Consider the following 16,811-nt stretch of genomic DNA (forward strand, 5'->3'; position numbering starts at 1 on the left):
GATGTAACCTACCTTAACACCTTTACTTTGGGCGTTTGCAGTTAAAAAAGCCAAGCTTACAAGTACAACTAAAAAATGTTTTCTCATAATGTTGATAAAGTTAATTTCAACTATCATGCCAAACTTTAAAATTGTTGGCCAATGATGAAATGGGTTTGCCATCCGCTCTTTTGGGATTCTCCCGGAATTGCATCAAATCCGTGAGCAAAATCAATACCCAATAAACCAAAGGCTGGCATAAATACTCTTAAACCAAATCCTGCAGATCGTTTTAAAGAAAAAGGCGTGTAATTCTTAAACGAATCGAAGGATGCACCTGCTTCCGCAAAGGTGAGTACATAAATAGAAGCCGACTGCGCTAAAGTTATTGGATAACGTAATTCCAATGAAAACTTGTTGTAAACAGTCGCTCCGATCTGTTGTCCATATTTAGCTCCAGGCGTCTCGATAATCGGTGCCAGGGACTGATTCGGATATCCTCTTAACTGAATCACCTCACGGCCATCCATGGAGAAGTTGGCTAATCCGTCACCACCTAAATAAAAACGCTCGAAAGGCACTAATCCTCTATCCTGGTTGTATGCTCCAAGGAATCCGAATTCACCTAAAGTACGCAAAACAAGTTTTTCATACACTTTAGTATACCAATCAGCTTTGAACTTTATTTTATAATATTCCAACCAGTTAAAACGAACCTGATCCACTTTGGCCGGATCTGCTGCAGCGTTGGTATAATCAGTCGAAGGTGTGCCGTCTGTGTTCAGAATTGGCTGACCATCACTGTCTATATACGCGTTTGCAGGAGCCCAAACGCCATTTGGTAGTGTGCCTGCTGAAGTCGTTTTTTGTTTATTTTCCTCTAAATTACCTAAATTTCCGTAATCTACACCATTGAAAAGTGAATATGGTAATGTAAATTTACCTGTAAGCGTAAATTCTGAACCAAATGTTGGGTAAATCGGGTTCATACCTTTACTGTTTCGCGATAGTGCCACAGTATATGTTAAGTTTCGCGAAGTTCCGTTACCAAAGGTGAAAAGTCCTGTAAAATAGTTGTTCAGATCGTAGTATTGGAATGCTACCGACTGTGATAAAATAAAATAATCATCCGGAACGGTAAGTTTTTTAGCCATACCGACCGAAATTGACGAAATCGTAAAACTTTGGTCTCTGGTTACGTCACGTGAGGAATAATTGTATAAGTATTGTTTACTGTGTGATAAGGATGTTGAAAAACTCACCGGTTTCTTACCTCCAAGCCAAGGTTCTGTGAACGATAAACTATAGGTTTGGAAATAGGAGCTACCCTGTAAACGCAAGGCCATTTTTTGACCGTCTCCCATTGGTAGTGGTTTGTAAGCATCCTTGTTAAATATGTTTCTTATGGAGAAGTTGTTGAAGGAAAGTCCTAATGTACCGATGAAACCGCCTCCCCCGTAACCTCCTTGTAATTCTACCTGGCTCGATCCTTTTTCAACAACGTTGTAATTGATATCAACAGTACCGTCTGCTCCGTTTGGCTTCACATCCGGTTTAAGGGCTTCAGGGTCGAAGAAACCTAATTGTCCTAACTCGCGAAGACTTCGCATAACATTTTCCTTGCTCCATTTCTGTCCTGGTTTTGTACGCAGCTCACGGTAAATTACATGGTCATTCGTTCTGTCGTTACCGGTAACTGTAACATTGTTGAAATAGGCTATAGGACCTTCAACAACTCGGATTTCGAAGTCAATGGTATCGTTTACGGTTTTTACTTCTACAGCATTAATGTTGGAGAAAAGATAACCGTTGTTTTGATATTCATTGGTAAGGTCGTTTCCGTCTGGTTTTGATTTATCGGCAATTCGTTCCTGCAACAATTTACCATTGTAGACATCACCTTTTTTGATTCCTAAAATTTGCTCCAGATATTGGTTGTTGTAAACGGTGTTTCCTAAAAATCTAAAGTCACCAAAATAGTATTTTTTACCTTCCTCAAGATCGATTTTGATGTCTACCGTATTTTTTTTCTTATTGTAAGTGACCGTTTCATTTGTAATTCTCGCGTCACGGTAACCGTTTTCTTTGTACTCTTCAACCAAAGCGTTCAAATCCTCGTTGTATTTTTCCTTTATGAATTTAGACGGTTTGATGATTCGCCATGGGTTAATGTAGCTTTTCTCTTTGGTGTTGGATAATGCACTCTTAACTTCACGTGTCTTTAACTGTGAATTTCCTGTGACTTCGATATTTCTGATTCTTACTTTTTTGCCACGATCAACAAAAACAACCATGTTTACCTTGTTCTCGGTAGAGTCAACAATGGTGTTTATGGTAACTTTAGTGTTGTAGTAACCGTCTTTTTTGTATTTGTTTTCGATGTAATTTTTGGTGGTAGTCAATAAGTTTTCGTTAACGACTTTGTCTTTTTTAAGATCATTCTCTTTAATTAGGTCGTCAATTTTTCCTTTTTTCACCCCTTGAAATTTAACTTCATTTAGTTTGGGTAACTCGTTGATGTTTAATTCAAGATAAATACTGTCGTTCTGGACTTTATCCACATAAAACGTAATATCGTTGAAAAGACCCAGTTTCCAAAGTTTTTTTATGGCGCTGCTTATTTCATCACCGGGAACGGTAATGAGTTGTCCTTTTTCAAGGCCTGAAAATGTTACTACGGTTTGCTGATTGTAAGTTATCTTTCCTGTTACATCAACATTGGCAAGAACGTATTTTTTTCCTGTTTCCGGTGTGTTGTCGTCTTGAGCGTTTACGGTGTGTATACTTGCTAAAAATATAATTGTAAAAACTAACTTGATAGTTTTTTGAAACATTCTGAAGTTATTTAATTTGTTCACTTGTTTTTCCAAATCTTCGTTCTCTTTTTTGATAACTGATAATCGCGTCATATAAGTCTTTTTCTCTAAAGTCAGGCCATAACACATCAGTAAAATAGAACTCGGCGTAAGCAATCTGCCACAATAAAAAGTTGCTGATGCGGTGTTCGCCACTAGTTCTAATTACTAAATCTACATCCGGTAAATCGTGCGTGTAAAGATGCTGATTAATAATTGATTCATCAATATCAGTTGTTGAAATTATATTATTTTTAACTTTATCGCTGATGTTTCTTACAGCTCGGATGATTTCCTCACGGGAGCCATAGCTTAATGCAAGCGTTAAAGTCATTCTTTTGTTGTCTTTTGTTTTGTCAATAACCTCAAGCAGTTCCTTTTTTACGGAGGCAGGAAGACTGTCCAGATTTCCTATGGAATTCAACCGGATCTCATTTTTCAGAAGTGTTTTCAGTTCGCCTTTTAAGGATGAAATCAAAAGTTTCATCAAAGCATCAACTTCCATTTTAGGGCGGTTCCAATTTTCGGTGGAAAAGGCATAAAGTGTAAGGTTTTCGATGCCTATTTTTGCGCAAGTCTCAACCACTGTGCGGACAGATTTGGTTCCGCTTTCATGACCAAAGGCACGAAGCATTCCTTTTTGTTTTGCCCAACGGCCATTGCCATCCATGATTATGGCAAGATGTTTAGGTAAATTGTCCTTATTGATGTTTTCCGGTAAGCTCATTTTATTCTGCGCAATAACAAGGGTTTTGTCCAAAAGTATACGTTAGCGTAACTCCTGTAAAAACGTACCAGTCATTGCTGTTTAAATTTCCAAATTTCAAAGAAGCGTATTCCGGATTATCGGGGTTGCTTCCGTCTAAATTATCAGTAAAACTATATTTAACGCTGCTTTCTATTCCTAATACAAAATGATTTGCGATTCGGGTTTTTAGGCCCAAAGTCATCGGGATGGCAAAGGAATATTTGCTTTCATCTATTTTTGTTTCTCCATTCAAAACATATAATTCGTCATAACGGAAAGCACTCAATCCCGTATAAACATAAGGAGTGATTATGAATCCGCTATCATGAAGATTGAAATCGAAGAAGTTGAATTCCAGTCCTGCCGAAAGTTCTTTGATTTCATTTTCAAAATTATAACCTCTTTTTTTTCTTGCCGATACATCCGAATCCAGATCATCAGAAGTGATTTTTCCCTGGGTATACGAAATGCGATAGGCATGACGGATACTGCGGTTCCATTTATACAAAGCGCCAAAACTGAAATCTTTTGGTGCGATGTAAGTCGTCGGACCTACATCGCCAATGTAATTGCTTCCTCCCAGAAAAACACCCAGCTCATGTATTTGAGCTTTGGTTTGCGTGCATAGCAAGAGAAAGAATATGGCTGCAAAGATTCTTTTCATTTTGTTAAAATAGTGTGCAAATATAACAATATTGATTACTAAACCATCTTTGTTATAGCATTTTCACGTGGTTAAAAGTAATAAAATTCGAATTAATCTTTACCTAACGGGATTTGTGGGCTTTGTAGTATGAATTTTGGGGAGAAATTTGTTTAGTTGCGTTTGTCTTCTCCCCAAAGAAGTTTGTTGCGCAATGTTTTTAAGAAACCTTCTTCGGGGAAGTCAACCATGTTTATTGTAAACGGTGCTTTTTTTACGTGGATTTCGTTTTCGTTATCAATGGCTTTTGTGCCCGAATCGAGTGACACCAGAAATTGGGGCTCTCTTCCTGAAACTTTTAGTTTTATTTCGGTTTCGTCGCAGATTACCAAGGGGCGGACATTCAGGTTGTGCGGGGCGATAGGGGTAATTACAAGGCATTTGGATTCCGGTGTGATTACAGGGCCTCCACAACTTAAATTGTATCCGGTCGAACCTGTCGGGGTTGAAATGATAAGTCCGTCTGCCCAAAAGGAAGTCAGGAATTCGCCGTTCAGACAGGTTTCGATGGTAATCATCGAAGTGGTGTTTTTACGGGAAACGGTGATTTCATTTAGAGCAAAATTCAGGTCGTAAATATCACATGGGTCGGGGTAGCACTCCAGACTCAATAAGGTTCTTTCCGAAACTTTATAGTTGCCTTCAAATAAGGAAAGAAGCGATTTTTCAATAGAATCCTGTTGAACATTTGCCAAAAAACCCAGTCGGCCGGCATTGATTCCGACAATTGGTATTTCTTTACTTTTTACGAAAGTGGTAGCGCGAAGCATTGTACCGTCGCCACCTATGCTGATGAAGAAGTCGAAACTTGCATTAAGTTCTGTATGGCTGGAAAAAGTTGGCATTTCTTTTACTGAAATGTTGTTTTCAACTAAAAGCGCATGATAATTAGCTTCAAAAACCACTTCGGCGTTGTTCTTTTGAGTAATCGCCAAAATTCTGTCGATGATGTCTTTAGTGTTTTGCTGATAGGTCTGTCCGTAAATCGCTAACTTCATAAAGAGGGTTTCTGATTAGATATTTAAATATTTGTCCAGATAGTCGGAACGGTCTTTTAGGTTGTTCAGATAAGCATCTTCCTGATGTTCGCTGATGATTTCATAGTTATACCTTCTGAAGGTTTGAATGATTTCGTTTATTCCGCCAAGACTTAATTTTAAAGTAACCTGTACTTTTTCCATATCGTTGTAAGAAATAAAAAGGCCGAGCAGTTTTGCGTTGTTGCTTTCCACGATTTGTGCAATTTCACTCATGCTGTATTCTTTTATGCCTTTTTGTACAACGAGGATGCCTCCGTCTTCTTTCAAGAAAGGTGTTTCATGAAAACATTTTATGACATCAGCAATTTCGTAATAACCTATATAAGTATTGTTTGCGTCTAAAACCGGAACGACGTTAGTTTCGTTTTTGGCAAAAATTTCAAGTAAATCCAGCCAAGGCATTGTGTCTCTCGCGAAAAAACGTTCGAAGGTATAACGAAATTCGCCAATTTTCCTGTCGCTGTCTAAAAGTTCAACATCTTCAGCGCTGGCACAACCAATATAAACCCCTTCTTCCAAAACAGGAAAATGGCTGTATGGAAATTCAAGAAATAAATCCTGAACTGTTTCTATCGTGTCTTCAATTAGAATCGGTTCAACTTCATTATTTATATATTCGGTAATTTCACTCATAACTTATAAATCGAAATCGATTGCAAAATAATCAAAAAATAGGACATTCCCGCTTGATTTTACTTTGTATTTTTGTGGGAAAATCATTTTAGCATGACAAAATTATCTGTAAATATAAATAAAATAGCCACGCTGCGAAACTCCCGCGGGGGGAATGTGCCCAATCTGCTTCAGGTTGCGGCCGATGTTCAGCGTTTCGGGGCACAGGGTGTAACGGTTCATCCAAGACCTGACGAGCGACATATTCGTTATCAGGATGCAAGGGATTTGGTTTCGGTTGTTATTACGGAATACAATATAGAAGGGAATCCGCAGCATAATTTTATCGATTTGGTTTTGGAATGCAAGCCGACACAGGTAACATTGGTTCCGGATGCCATTGGAGCGTTGACCTCAAATGCAGGGTGGGATACGATAAAAAACCAGTCCTATTTAAAGGAGGTTATAGCCGAATTTAAAAAACACGGTATCCGTACTTCAATTTTTGTGGATCCGGTTCTGGAAATGATTGAAGGAGCTAAAGCCACAGGGACAGATCGTATCGAATTGTATACGGAAGAATTTGCGCATCAGTACGGACTGGGGAATAAGAAAGGTATCGAACCGTATGTGGCTTCGGCTGTTATGGCTAATGAACTGGGCTTGGGTATTAATGCCGGACATGATTTGAGTCTGGACAATATTAGATTTTTCAAAGAAAACATACCCGGCCTTTTGGAGGTTTCGATAGGACACGCTTTGATTTCCGAATCGCTTTATCTCGGGCTGGAGAATGTGGTTAATATGTATCTGCAACGATTAAAATAATGGAATTATATTCAAGAATTGAAGGAGAAGGGCAGCCGTTTTTAATTGTTCACGGTTTTTTGGGAATGTCCGACAACTGGAAAACGCTGGGGACTCAATTTGCCCAGCAGGGATTTCAGGTGCACATGCTTGATATGCGCAATCACGGTAAAAGTCCGCATTCGGAAGATTTTACGTATGCTGCAATGGTTCAGGACGTGTACGATTATTGCGAAAAGCATCAATTGGGAAAAATACACCTGCTTGGTCACTCAATGGGGGGGAAAATCGCGATGTTTTTTGCAACAACATATCCTGAAAAAGTAGAAAAACTTATTGTTGCCGACATCGGCCCGAAATATTACGCACCGCATCATCAGACCATTTTGGCGGGTCTAAACGCTGTCGATTTTTCAGTCAAACCAAGTCGCGCGGAAGTTGAAGAAACGGTTTCGAAGTATATAAAGGATTTCGGAACCCGACAGTTTTTGCTGAAAAGCCTCTATTGGGTCGAGCCCGGGCAACTTGGTTTTCGATTCAATCTGGATGTTTTCAATCGGAAAATTGAAACCGTAGGAATGGCGCTTCAGGCAGAAAATCATTTTGACGGGCCCGTGCTGTTTCTTCGGGGTGATAAGTCGGATTATATTCTGGATGCAGATTTTGAGACTATAAGGTGTCATTTTCCTGATGTTGAAATGGTTACGATTGTAAATGCCGGACATTGGCTGCACGCCGAGAATCCAAAGGATTTTTACGAATCGGTTATCGGTTTTCTGACTAAATAAAATAGCTTATCAAAAGGATGTTATTAAAATAGTATGATTGCATAACATTTTTCTTAAAAAAATTGTAAAATCCATATTTTGTTATAAATTTGGAAATGTCATTTAAGAAAAAAATGATCAGAAAAACTAACTCTTTTTTATAACTATGAGAAAACTATTGTCTTTAACATTATTGGCTCTGGCGGGTACTTCTGCGTTTGCCGGGGGTTATCGTGTGAGTTTGCAAGGGCAGAAACAACTTGCCATGGGGCATACTGGTGTGGCTGTTGTAAACAGTGCCGAATCGTTGTTTTTTAATCCGGCGGGAATCTCCTTCCTGGAAGATAAATTCAATGCTTCAATAGGGGCTAACGCCCTTTTTGCAGAAACAAAATTTCAAAATGAAATGTATAACATCCAAAATTCAACCCAGAATGTTGGAACACCATTTAATATTTATGTTACTTATAAAATAAACAAATGGTTATCGGCAGGTCTTGCCGTATATACGCCGTATGGTAGTGAAGTGGAATGGGATCAGGATTGGGAAGGTTCGCACTTGGTAAATAATATCGATCTGAAGGCATTCTACATTCAGCCAACCATAGCATTGAAGGTTAGTGATGAGTTTTCGGTTGGTGGCGGACCGATATATGTTAACGGTTCTGTGGAATTCAACAGAAACCTGAACCGAAGTCTAACGGACGAAAACGGAAACAGATCTGATGTAAATTTGGAAGCCACAGGGATAACAGCTTGGGGATGGACTGCAGGATTCATGTTTAACCCGTGTAAGGAAATGCGTTTAGGGGTGAATTACCGTTCGGAAATCATTATGGAAGCCCGAGGAGGTGATGCGACATTTAATGATGTTCCGGTTTTCCTTCAGGGAACGTATTCAAATACTACTTTCAATGCGGATTTACCATTACCTGCTGAATTAACGGCTGGTTTATCACTTAATGTGACGGACAAATGGATGATTGCTTTTGATTTTAACAGAACGATGTGGAGTGCTTACGAATCTCTTAACGTAGACTTTGATAATAGTGTGCCGACTTCTGTGAATCCAAGAAACTACCATGATACAAATACTTATCGTGTAGGTACACAGTACAAGGCAACGGATAAGTTTACTTTCAGAGCCGGATGGTATAAAGATGAAAGTCCTATTTCAGCGGGTTATTTCGCTCCAGAGACACCTCGAAACGATTCTATGGGGTATACAGGTGGTTTGACATATCAGATCAATAAAAATTTAGGTGTTGACGCTTCGTTCCTGTATCTGCATTTCGATGAGATTGATGCGTCTTATGATCATTACCAGGAAACTACTTTGGTTAACGGACAGCCGGTTACCAGTACGATTCCGTTTGGAGGGACTTATAAGTCAACAGTTTTTTCTCCGGGTGTTGGTGTAACATATAGCTTCTAATTATTAAAAGGAAATTAAGATGAAAAATAAATTTATATATTTTGCAGTAATAGCAGCTTTGGGTTTAGCGTCATGCGAACCTGAATTTGAGAATGAAGTGAGTGATGCTTCATACTCGGCAGGGGAAGCTGATTTTTCTTCCTACGTAGCTATCGGGAATTCATTGACCGCTGGTTATATGGATGGAACGGTTTCTCGTGGAGGTCAGGCGTATTCTTACCCGAACCTTTTGGCGCAACAATTTTCGGTTGTGGGCGGAGGAGAATTCACTCAGCCTTCGTATGAGGATGATGTGAATAATATTGGAGGACTTACTTTAGGTGGAATACAAATAGGCGGTACCCGATTGGTTATTGACTATTCTGCAGGAGCACCTGAAAATATTGCAGGAACCCCAACAATTGAGGTTTCAAATCTTCAGGCAAAAGCTTACAATAACATGGGTGTGCCGGGAGCTAAATCTTTCCATTTGCTGGCACAGGGTTATGGTGATTTGCAAGGAGTGCAATTAGGTTTGTCAAATCCATATTTTGTTAGACACGCGACCTCTCCTACGGCTACGGTTTTGGGAGATGCGCTATCTAAAAACCCGACTTTCTTCACGAACTGGATAGGTTCCAATGATGTGTTGTCGTATGCGACCAGTGGAGGGACTAAGCCAAACAATCCGGCAACACCTGAAGATGAGAGTTTATTGCCTGCAGACGATCATAATATAACGGGTAATGTGGATCCTTCCACTTACGGAAGTACTGACATTACGAATGCAAATGTGTTTGCCAGTGTCTATTCTACGATTATTGATGCATTGACTGCTAATGGGGCTAAAGGGGTTGTTTCCACTATTCCAAGTGTAACTGCTATTCCTTTCTTTACGACAGTGCCTTATAATCCGCTTACAAAATCCGCCTTGGGTCAAGGGGATGAAGCTGTAGGAGAAGCAACAATTAATGCTTTGAATGCACAGTTGTATGGTCCGTTAAAACAAGCTTTAACAGCTTTCGGCGCAGGAAACAGAATTAATTTGTTATCTACAACCGCGGGTAATCCGTTGTTAATTAAGGATAAAACCCTGACGAATTTGGCGCCTCAGTTAACGGCTGCGTTTACTCCGATACTTGGAGCTCAAACCGCTGCATTTTATGGTCAGGTATTTGGTCAGGCCAGACAGGCGACTTCTCAGGATTTGGTGCTTTTAACCACTAGGGGAGCTATCGGGGCTGCGCCTGCAGGGGTTCCGGCTCCATTGGATAAATACGGGATTACTTACCCGCTAGAGGATAAACACATCTTGATACCATCTGAAAAAACGGCTATTGCAAATGCAACGTCAGCTTACAATTCGGCAATCGTTTCTATTGCGGCTTCCAAAGGTTTGGCTGTGGCGGATATGAATGCGATAATGAATCGTCTGGTTAACGGGTTGCGTTTACAGGATGGTCAGGTTTACACGGCTGATTATTTTACAAGCTCAGGAGGCTTTAGTAATTACAGCTCTGTGTTGTTCTCTTTAGACGGTGTGCATCCTAATCCGAGAGGATATGCGGTCATTGCTAATGAGATTATCAAAGTAATCAATTCACATTATAAGTCAAAATTACCAATACATGATATTGGTAAATTCTCGGGTGTTACGATACTGGGCAGTAACTAAAAAATAATAGTTTGAAAAAAAGCGCTGAATTTTCAGCGCTTTTTTTATTTTTATCGAATATTTAAACGTTATGAAAAATTTACTTATCCGACTTTTAATAACGACAATCCTGATTGTTGTTTTGTCTCATTTCCTTCCGGGTATTGATGTGAAAACCATAAAGGCAGCTTTGATAACAGCGGTGGTTTTAGGGCTGCTTAATACATTCCTGAAACCCATTTTGGTGTTTTTTACTTTGCCGATTACCTTGCTGACATTGGGGTTGTTTTTGCTGGTTATTAATACCTGTATGGTTTTGCTTGCAGATCATTTAATTGATGGTTTTGATATTGAGCCTAATATTTTTGTCAATGCTTTTATTTTTAGTATTATACTGTCTTTAAGTCAGTGGTTTTTGAATTTGTTTGTCAAAGATTAATTTTTTTAGGGTAGCATTGTCCGGTTTGTGAAGTGTGGTTTTCTTTAAAAAAGAGCGAATATTTATTCGTTTTTTGGTGTCTTTCGACCATTGAAAAGCAAATAAATATAATCAGATGGAATACAATAGGTTAAAAACTTGGTTGGGTTGTAAAAAATATATAATTTTGCAACCCAATTTTAGTACGTAAAAAAATTATATAATGAATATTACAAGAAACAACGTAGATGCGTTAAATGCAATTGTAACTGTTGAAGTTACAAAAGAGGATTATGCAGGTCAGGTAGAGAAAGTATTGGCTGATTACCGCAAGAATGCTAGTATTCCTGGATTCCGTAAAGGTGCTGTGCCAATGAGTTTGATTAAAAAACAATACGGTAAGGCGGTTCTTTTGGATGAAGTGAACAAGTTGTTGCAAAATTCATTAAACAATTACCTAGTTGAAGAGAAATTGGATATTCTTGGAAATCCGCTTCCTAAAGTAACGGAAGATTTTAATTGGGATACGGATAACTATAAATTCGAATTCGAATTAGGTTTGGCTCCTGACTTCAAAGTGGATTTGACTGCAAAAAATAAAATTACAAAATACACTATCGTTGCTGACGACAAAATGTTAGATGAGCAGGTGGAGCGTATACAAAAACAATACGGAAAATTGATTTCCAAAGACAAAGTTGAAGAAGGTGATGATGTCAGAGGAACTTTCTCAAATGAAGATAAAGGAATCAACAGTACGGTAAACATCGCATTGGATATCTTCAAAAGAAAAACAGATGCGAAGAAATTCATCGGTAAAAAAGTTGGGGATGTAGTTGCTTTGGGAACTAAAGGTCTTTTTGATGATGATCACAAATTGATGGACTATTTAAAAGTAGATCACGATGATGTTCACGGTTTGGATATCGAAGTTAATTTCACTATTGAAGAAATCAATACTTCTGAGAAAGCAGAGTTAAACCAGGAATTATTCGATAAATTGTTCGGAGCTGGAAACGTGACTTCTGTAGAAGAGGTAAAAGGTAAAATCAAAGAAGATGCAGAACAGCAATTCGCTGCTCAAGCAGATCAGAAATTCTTAAACGATGTTACCGAGTTCTTAATCGAAAGCACAAAATTCGATTTACCTGCTGAATTCCTTAAAAAATGGATTCAGACAGTTGGTGAGAACCCATTATCTCCGGAGCAGGCTGAAGAAGAGTATGCTAAATCAGAAAATGGTTTACGTTACCAGTTAATCGAAGGGAAGGTTATCGTAGAAAACAATCTGCAGACTACTTTTGATGAATTGAAAGACTTCACGGCTGATTTGATCAAAAAACAAATGGCACAATTCGGACAGATGAACCCAACAGATGCTGATGTTGACGGAATCGTGGCAAGAGTATTGTCAAACCAGGAAGAAGTAAAACGTCTTTCGGAACAAATCATGAGCCAAAAGATGGTAAACCTGTTCAAAGAGAAGGTTTCAGCTAAGTCTAAAGAAGTTTCTTATCAAGACTTTATTAAAGAAATGTACGGAGAATAATTTTTCGTGAAAAAATAAGTATATTTGAGCGTCAGACATTAGTTTGGCGCTTTTTTTAACTTTATAAACCAATAAGTTTACGATATGAATTACGGAAAAGAATTTAAAAAATATGCCACGAAGCATCACGGGGTAAATAGTATGTATTACGATAAAATCGTAGGAAGTATGACTCCGTATATTATTGAAGAGCGTCAGTTAAATGTTGCATCCATGGACGTTTTTTCACGTTTGATGATGGACAGAATCATTTTTTTAGGAACCGGTGTTGATGATTATGTGGCAAACATTATCCAGGCACAGTTGTTATTCCTGGAAAGTGTGGATGCTTCAAAAGATATCAGTATTTATATCAATTCTCCGGGCGGAAGCGTGTATGCAGGTTTGGGAATTTACGATACCATGCAGTTTGTTAAACCGGATGTGGCTACGATCTGTACAGGAATGGCAGCTTCAATGGGAGCGGTTTTATTGTGCGCAGGAGCAGAAGGGAAACGTTCGGCTTTACCACATTCCCGCGTTATGATCCACCAGCCTTCAGGAGGAGCGCAAGGTGTGGCTACGGATATGGAAATCAATTTGAAAGAGATGTTGAAGCTGAAAGAAGAATTATATCAGATTATTTCGCATCATTCAAAACAACCCTATGACAAGGTATTTAAGGATAGTGAAAGAGATTACTGGATGAAGGCTGATGAGGCAAAAGAATACGGTATGATCGATGAAGTATTGAGAAGAAGTTAAATAAATACAGGTCAAAAGTTAAAGGTCTTAAAGTCGACTTTATACTTTGTAACTTTGCAACAAAAATAAAAATATGGCTAAAGAAGTTTTAGAGTGTTCTTTTTGTGGAAGGAAAAAGCCAGAAACCAATTTGCTGATTGCGGGAATCAATGCTCATATTTGCGATAAATGTATCGAGCAGGCTCACGGAATCGTATTGGAAGAATTAAAACAAAACGGTAATTCCGGATTACTTACCGATTTAGTATTGAGTAAGCCGAAGGAAATACGTGCCTTTTTGGATCAGTATGTGATCGGACAGGATCAAACCAAAAAAGTGATGGCGGTTGCGGTGTACAACCACTACAAACGTCTGTTGCAAAAGCAGTTTGACGATGAGGTTGAAATCGAAAAAAGCAACATCATCATGGTCGGGCAAACCGGAACCGGAAAGACATTAGTGGCTAAAACAATTGCTAAAATGCTGAACGTTCCGCTGGCAATTGTAGATGCAACAGTTTTGACAGAAGCAGGATATGTGGGGGAAGATGTGGAAAGTATCCTTACCCGATTGCTACAGGCTGCCGATTATGATGTAGCTAAAGCTGAAAGAGGAATCGTTTTTATTGATGAGATTGATAAAATTGCCCGTAAGAGTGATAATCCTTCGATAACACGAGATGTTTCGGGAGAAGGTGTGCAACAGGCTTTGTTGAAGCTTTTGGAAGGTACTGTTGTGAATGTGCCACCTAAAGGTGGTCGTAAACATCCGGATCAGAAATTCGTTGAAGTAAATACGCAAAATATCCTGTTTATCGCAGGAGGTGCTTTTGACGGTATCGAACGAATCATTTCCAAGCGATTAAATCGTCAGGCAGTAGGATACGGTTCATCTAAAAATACAGATGCTATCGATAAGGATAATCTGTTGCAGTACATCATTCCGAAAGACATTAAAGATTTCGGACTGATTCCGGAGATTATCGGACGTCTTCCGGTATTGACGCACATGGATCCATTGGATAAAGCAACATTGCGAGCTATTTTAACGGAACCTAAAAATGCTTTAGTGAAACAATACAAAAAGCTTTTTGCAATGGATGACGTCGAATTTGCTATTTCGGACGATGCTTTGGATTTTATAGTGGAAAAAGCTTTGGAATACAAATTGGGTGCCCGCGGTTTACGTTCGCTTTGCGAAGCTATCCTGACGGATGCTATGTACGACTTGCCAAGTTCAGACGAAACCAGTTTGTATATTGACAAAGATTATGCGGAACATTCGTTGAGTAAAAATTTACTTCAGCGTTTGCAGGCTGCTTCTTAAATAAAAAAATCCCGATTCGTTCGGGATTTTTTTATGTTCTAATCGAAAAATATTTCTTCGGAGAAGTCCAGTGTTTCTGATTCGAGAAAGTTGTTCTTCATTTCGTCCAGTCCTTTAGCTAAAAGCAGTTCGGTTGTGAATTTCCTACTGATGCCATGTATGTGATCTTTATGGATAAGTTTGAAGAAAAACTTCCCTGCCGGGGTCTTGAATTTCAAAAATGAGGTGTTTTCAAAGCGTTGTTTTAAAAAAGCAATGTCTTTTTGGCAATCGTCTTTAGTTTTGTAACTCTGACTCGTAAACAGCGTTTTTCCTCTTCGGGAATTGAACTCGAATTTGATTAGTCCGTTCTCTTTTCTGCTGATGACGAAAGTTCCCATTGATGGTGCTTGTTAAAGGCTGCAAAAATATAAAAGTCCAGAAATATCACGGAACTTTTTATTTAAAGATATGATGTTTTTTGTTCTTTTGCCTGATTGGGTTTTTCTTGTCAAAACTTTGAATAGTGTGTTTGGGGCAAAATGGATGTTAAGGGAATAAAAAAAGCCTCAAACATTGTTTGAAGCTTTCTTGTACTCAAGGCGGGACTTGAACCCGCACGGACTAATGTCCACTGGATTTTAAGTCCAGCGTGTCTACCAATTCCACCACTCGAGCATTGTATTGGTTTGAGCGAAAAACGGGGTTCGAACCCGCGACCTCAACCTTGGCAAGGTTGCGCTCTACCAACTGAGCTATTTTCGCATTATCATCTTTTTAAAGAACCGCAACACTTGTTCTGTATTGCGAGTGCAAATGTAGCACATAAATTTAATTTCGCAAGTGTTTTGGGTAAAAAAAACGAAACTTTTTTTTAATTCTTTGATAACGTATGGTTTATAAAATGATTATTTTTTACCGAGCATACGTTTAATTTCGTTCAGTTTCATCAGGGCTTCAACCGGAGTTAAGGTGTTGATGTCCAAATTCTGAATTTCTTCCTTGATTTCTTCCAAAAGAGGGTCGTCTAAATTGAAAATGCTTAACTGCATTTCTTCTTTATTTGATTTTATTCCTGCCAATGCTTCCCCGGAATGATCCTTCTCCAGCTTTTTCAGGATTTTTTGCGCTTTTAAAATAACGGTTTGCGGCATACCAGCCATTTTGGCTACATGGATACCAAAACTGTGCGCGCTTCCGCCTTTAACCAGTTTTCGAATGAAAAGAACCGTATCTTTTAATTCCTTTACCGAAACATTAAAATTCTGAATACGCTCAAAGGTAAGCTCCATTTCATTCAGTTCATGATAATGTGTGGCAAACAGTGTCTTTGGTTTATTCGGGTGCTCGTGCAAATATTCCGCAATCGCCCATGCAATCGAAATTCCGTCGTAAGTGGAGGTTCCGCGCCCGATTTCGTCCAAAAGAACAAGGCTTCGGTTTGAAATATTGTTCAAAATAGATGCGGTTTCATTCATTTCGACCATGAACGTGGATTCTCCCATCGAAATATTGTCGCTGGCACCTACACGGGTGAAGATTTTGTCGACAATGCCCATACGAACGTTTTCTGCCGGAACAAAACTTCCCATTTGAGCCAACAAAACAATCAAAGCGGTTTGGCGCAGGATGGCTGATTTACCCGACATGTTCGGACCGGTAATCATAATAATCTGTTGCGATTCGTTGTCCAGAAAAACATCGTTTGCAATATAAGGTACACCAACAGGTAGTTGTTTTTCTATTACCGGGTGACGACCGTTTTTAATGTCTAAATCGAAACTTTCATCAATTTCCGGACGGATATAATTATTTTCGATAGCCAATTGGGTGAACGAACACAAACAGTCTAACTGGGCTACCAGGTTGGCGTTTAGTTGAACAGGCTTGATGTACGTGGAAATCCACTGAACTAATTGCTCAAACAATTCCGTTTCAAGTTTGTGGATTTTCTCTTCGGCACCTAAAATTTTGGTTTCGTATTCTTTCAGTTCTTCCGTAATGTAACGCTCTGCATTTACCAGGGTCTGTTTGCGAATCCATTCTGCCGGAACTTTGTCTTTATGAGTATTTCGGATTTCAATATAATAACCGAACACATTGTTGAATGATATTTTTAAGGAAGGGATTCCGGTTTTCTCGCTTTCGCGTGCCTCCATAGCTTCCAGATATTCTTTTCCAGAAAAAGCTATGCTTCGCAATTCGTCTAATTCCGGGTGAATTCCTTTAGCAATCG

At 39.0% G+C, this 16,811-nt stretch carries 15 protein-coding genes and 2 tRNA genes; 8 read left to right on the forward strand and 9 right to left on the reverse strand.

All coding sequences use genetic code 11. The features are described from left to right. Window positions 1–125: 125 nt before the first annotated feature. From VLB74_RS09100 to VLB74_RS09120, 5 genes are all read right to left on the reverse strand, one after another. Window positions 126–2,888 (reverse strand): BamA/OMP85 family outer membrane protein, encoded by a 2,763-nt coding sequence (locus VLB74_RS09100; protein ID WP_325203141.1) that lies wholly within the window; start codon window positions 2,886–2,888, stop codon window positions 126–128. After that, window positions 2,821–3,561 (reverse strand): isoprenyl transferase, encoded by a 741-nt coding sequence (locus VLB74_RS09105; protein WP_325203155.1) that lies wholly within the window; start codon window positions 3,559–3,561, stop codon window positions 2,821–2,823. Before VLB74_RS09105 ends, VLB74_RS09100 begins: the two co-directional genes overlap by 68 nt. 1 nt (window position 3,562) lies before the next feature. After that, window positions 3,563–4,246, reverse strand: a complete 684-nt coding sequence (porG, locus tag VLB74_RS09110) for a type IX secretion system protein PorG (protein WP_325203142.1) — start codon at window positions 4,244–4,246, stop codon at window positions 3,563–3,565. A gap of 152 nt (window positions 4,247–4,398) precedes the next feature. Beyond that, a complete protein-coding gene (locus VLB74_RS09115; protein ID WP_325203143.1) occupies window positions 4,399–5,283 on the reverse strand; it encodes an NAD kinase in 885 nt (294 codons plus the stop codon). A 15-nt stretch (window positions 5,284–5,298) separates the two neighbouring features. Next, window positions 5,299–5,958 carry a CBS domain-containing protein gene (locus VLB74_RS09120; RefSeq protein ID WP_325203144.1) on the reverse strand — a complete coding sequence of 220 codons (660 nt, stop codon included), beginning with the start codon at window positions 5,956–5,958 and terminating at the stop codon, window positions 5,299–5,301. 93 nt (window positions 5,959–6,051) lie between these two features. On the opposite strand from VLB74_RS09120, the gene VLB74_RS09125 reads away from it, so the two are divergent. The 8 genes from VLB74_RS09125 (at window position 6,052) to clpX (ending at window position 14,596) form a co-directional block, all read left to right on the forward strand. Then, on the forward strand, window positions 6,052–6,765 hold the full coding sequence (locus VLB74_RS09125; RefSeq protein WP_325203145.1) for a pyridoxine 5'-phosphate synthase: 714 nt from the start codon (window positions 6,052–6,054) through the stop codon (window positions 6,763–6,765). Next, on the forward strand, window positions 6,765–7,532 hold the full coding sequence (locus tag VLB74_RS09130; RefSeq protein ID WP_325203146.1) for an alpha/beta fold hydrolase: 768 nt from the start codon (window positions 6,765–6,767) through the stop codon (window positions 7,530–7,532). The genes VLB74_RS09125 and VLB74_RS09130 overlap by 1 nt, the downstream gene beginning before the upstream one ends. A gap of 145 nt (window positions 7,533–7,677) precedes the next feature. Beyond that, window positions 7,678–8,946 (forward strand): OmpP1/FadL family transporter, encoded by a 1,269-nt coding sequence (locus tag VLB74_RS09135; protein ID WP_325203147.1) that lies wholly within the window; start codon window positions 7,678–7,680, stop codon window positions 8,944–8,946. A gap of 19 nt (window positions 8,947–8,965) precedes the next feature. Then, window positions 8,966–10,600, forward strand: a complete 1,635-nt coding sequence (locus VLB74_RS09140; RefSeq protein WP_325203148.1) for a G-D-S-L family lipolytic protein — start codon at window positions 8,966–8,968, stop codon at window positions 10,598–10,600. 70 nt (window positions 10,601–10,670) lie between these two features. After that, window positions 10,671–11,018: a phage holin family protein gene (locus VLB74_RS09145; protein WP_325203149.1), complete on the forward strand. Its 348-nt coding sequence runs from the start codon at window positions 10,671–10,673 to the stop codon at window positions 11,016–11,018. 202 nt (window positions 11,019–11,220) lie between these two features. Then, the gene (tig, locus tag VLB74_RS09150) at window positions 11,221–12,546 is read left to right on the forward strand and encodes a trigger factor (protein ID WP_325203150.1); all 1,326 of its coding nucleotides are present in this window, start codon (window positions 11,221–11,223) and stop codon (window positions 12,544–12,546) included. An 84-nt stretch (window positions 12,547–12,630) separates the two neighbouring features. Further along, a complete protein-coding gene (clpP, locus tag VLB74_RS09155; protein ID WP_325203151.1) occupies window positions 12,631–13,290 on the forward strand; it encodes an ATP-dependent Clp endopeptidase proteolytic subunit ClpP in 660 nt (219 codons plus the stop codon). Between the two features lie 73 nt (window positions 13,291–13,363). After that, entirely contained in the window at window positions 13,364–14,596 is a 1,233-nt protein-coding gene (gene clpX / locus VLB74_RS09160; RefSeq protein WP_325203152.1) for an ATP-dependent Clp protease ATP-binding subunit ClpX, read from the forward strand. Between the two features lie 38 nt (window positions 14,597–14,634). On the opposite strand, the gene VLB74_RS09165 is transcribed toward clpX, so the two are convergent. From VLB74_RS09165 to mutS, 4 genes are all read right to left on the reverse strand, one after another. Beyond that, window positions 14,635–14,976 carry a YegP family protein gene (locus tag VLB74_RS09165; protein WP_325203153.1) on the reverse strand — a complete coding sequence of 114 codons (342 nt, stop codon included), beginning with the start codon at window positions 14,974–14,976 and terminating at the stop codon, window positions 14,635–14,637. A gap of 193 nt (window positions 14,977–15,169) precedes the next feature. Beyond that, window positions 15,170–15,253, reverse strand: a tRNA-Leu gene (locus VLB74_RS09170). A 14-nt stretch (window positions 15,254–15,267) separates the two neighbouring features. Then, window positions 15,268–15,340: transfer RNA gene (locus VLB74_RS09175), tRNA-Gly, on the reverse strand. A gap of 143 nt (window positions 15,341–15,483) precedes the next feature. Next, window positions 15,484–16,811, reverse strand: a 1,328-nt coding sequence (gene mutS, locus VLB74_RS09180) for a DNA mismatch repair protein MutS (protein ID WP_325203154.1), incomplete at its 5' end; no start/stop codon positions are given.

It is taken from the genome of Flavobacterium sp., assembly GCF_035456225.1.
GTDB lineage: Bacteria > Bacteroidota > Bacteroidia > Flavobacteriales > Flavobacteriaceae > Flavobacterium.

What these genes read in the sequence shown, in the direction of transcription:
- porG (WP_325203142.1), bottom strand. Translation starts at nt 4,246, where the DNA reads ATGAAAAGAATCTTTGCAGCCATATTCTTTCTCTTGCTATGCACGCAA.
- VLB74_RS09140 (WP_325203148.1), top strand. Translation starts at nt 8,966, where the DNA reads ATGAAAAATAAATTTATATATTTTGCAGTAATAGCAGCTTTGGGTTTA.
- VLB74_RS09100 (WP_325203141.1), bottom strand. Translation starts at nt 2,888, where the DNA reads ATGACGCGATTATCAGTTATCAAAAAAGAGAACGAAGATTTGGAAAAA.
- VLB74_RS09105 (WP_325203155.1), bottom strand. Translation starts at nt 3,561, where the DNA reads ATGAGCTTACCGGAAAACATCAATAAGGACAATTTACCTAAACATCTT.
- VLB74_RS09135 (WP_325203147.1), top strand. Translation starts at nt 7,678, where the DNA reads ATGAGAAAACTATTGTCTTTAACATTATTGGCTCTGGCGGGTACTTCT.
- clpP (WP_325203151.1), top strand. Translation starts at nt 12,631, where the DNA reads ATGAATTACGGAAAAGAATTTAAAAAATATGCCACGAAGCATCACGGG.
- VLB74_RS09125 (WP_325203145.1), top strand. Translation starts at nt 6,052, where the DNA reads ATGACAAAATTATCTGTAAATATAAATAAAATAGCCACGCTGCGAAAC.
- tig (WP_325203150.1), top strand. Translation starts at nt 11,221, where the DNA reads ATGAATATTACAAGAAACAACGTAGATGCGTTAAATGCAATTGTAACT.
- VLB74_RS09120 (WP_325203144.1), bottom strand. Translation starts at nt 5,958, where the DNA reads ATGAGTGAAATTACCGAATATATAAATAATGAAGTTGAACCGATTCTA.
- VLB74_RS09165 (WP_325203153.1), bottom strand. Translation starts at nt 14,976, where the DNA reads ATGGGAACTTTCGTCATCAGCAGAAAAGAGAACGGACTAATCAAATTC.
- VLB74_RS09145 (WP_325203149.1), top strand. Translation starts at nt 10,671, where the DNA reads ATGAAAAATTTACTTATCCGACTTTTAATAACGACAATCCTGATTGTT.
- clpX (WP_325203152.1), top strand. Translation starts at nt 13,364, where the DNA reads ATGGCTAAAGAAGTTTTAGAGTGTTCTTTTTGTGGAAGGAAAAAGCCA.
- VLB74_RS09115 (WP_325203143.1), bottom strand. Translation starts at nt 5,283, where the DNA reads ATGAAGTTAGCGATTTACGGACAGACCTATCAGCAAAACACTAAAGAC.
- VLB74_RS09130 (WP_325203146.1), top strand. Translation starts at nt 6,765, where the DNA reads ATGGAATTATATTCAAGAATTGAAGGAGAAGGGCAGCCGTTTTTAATT.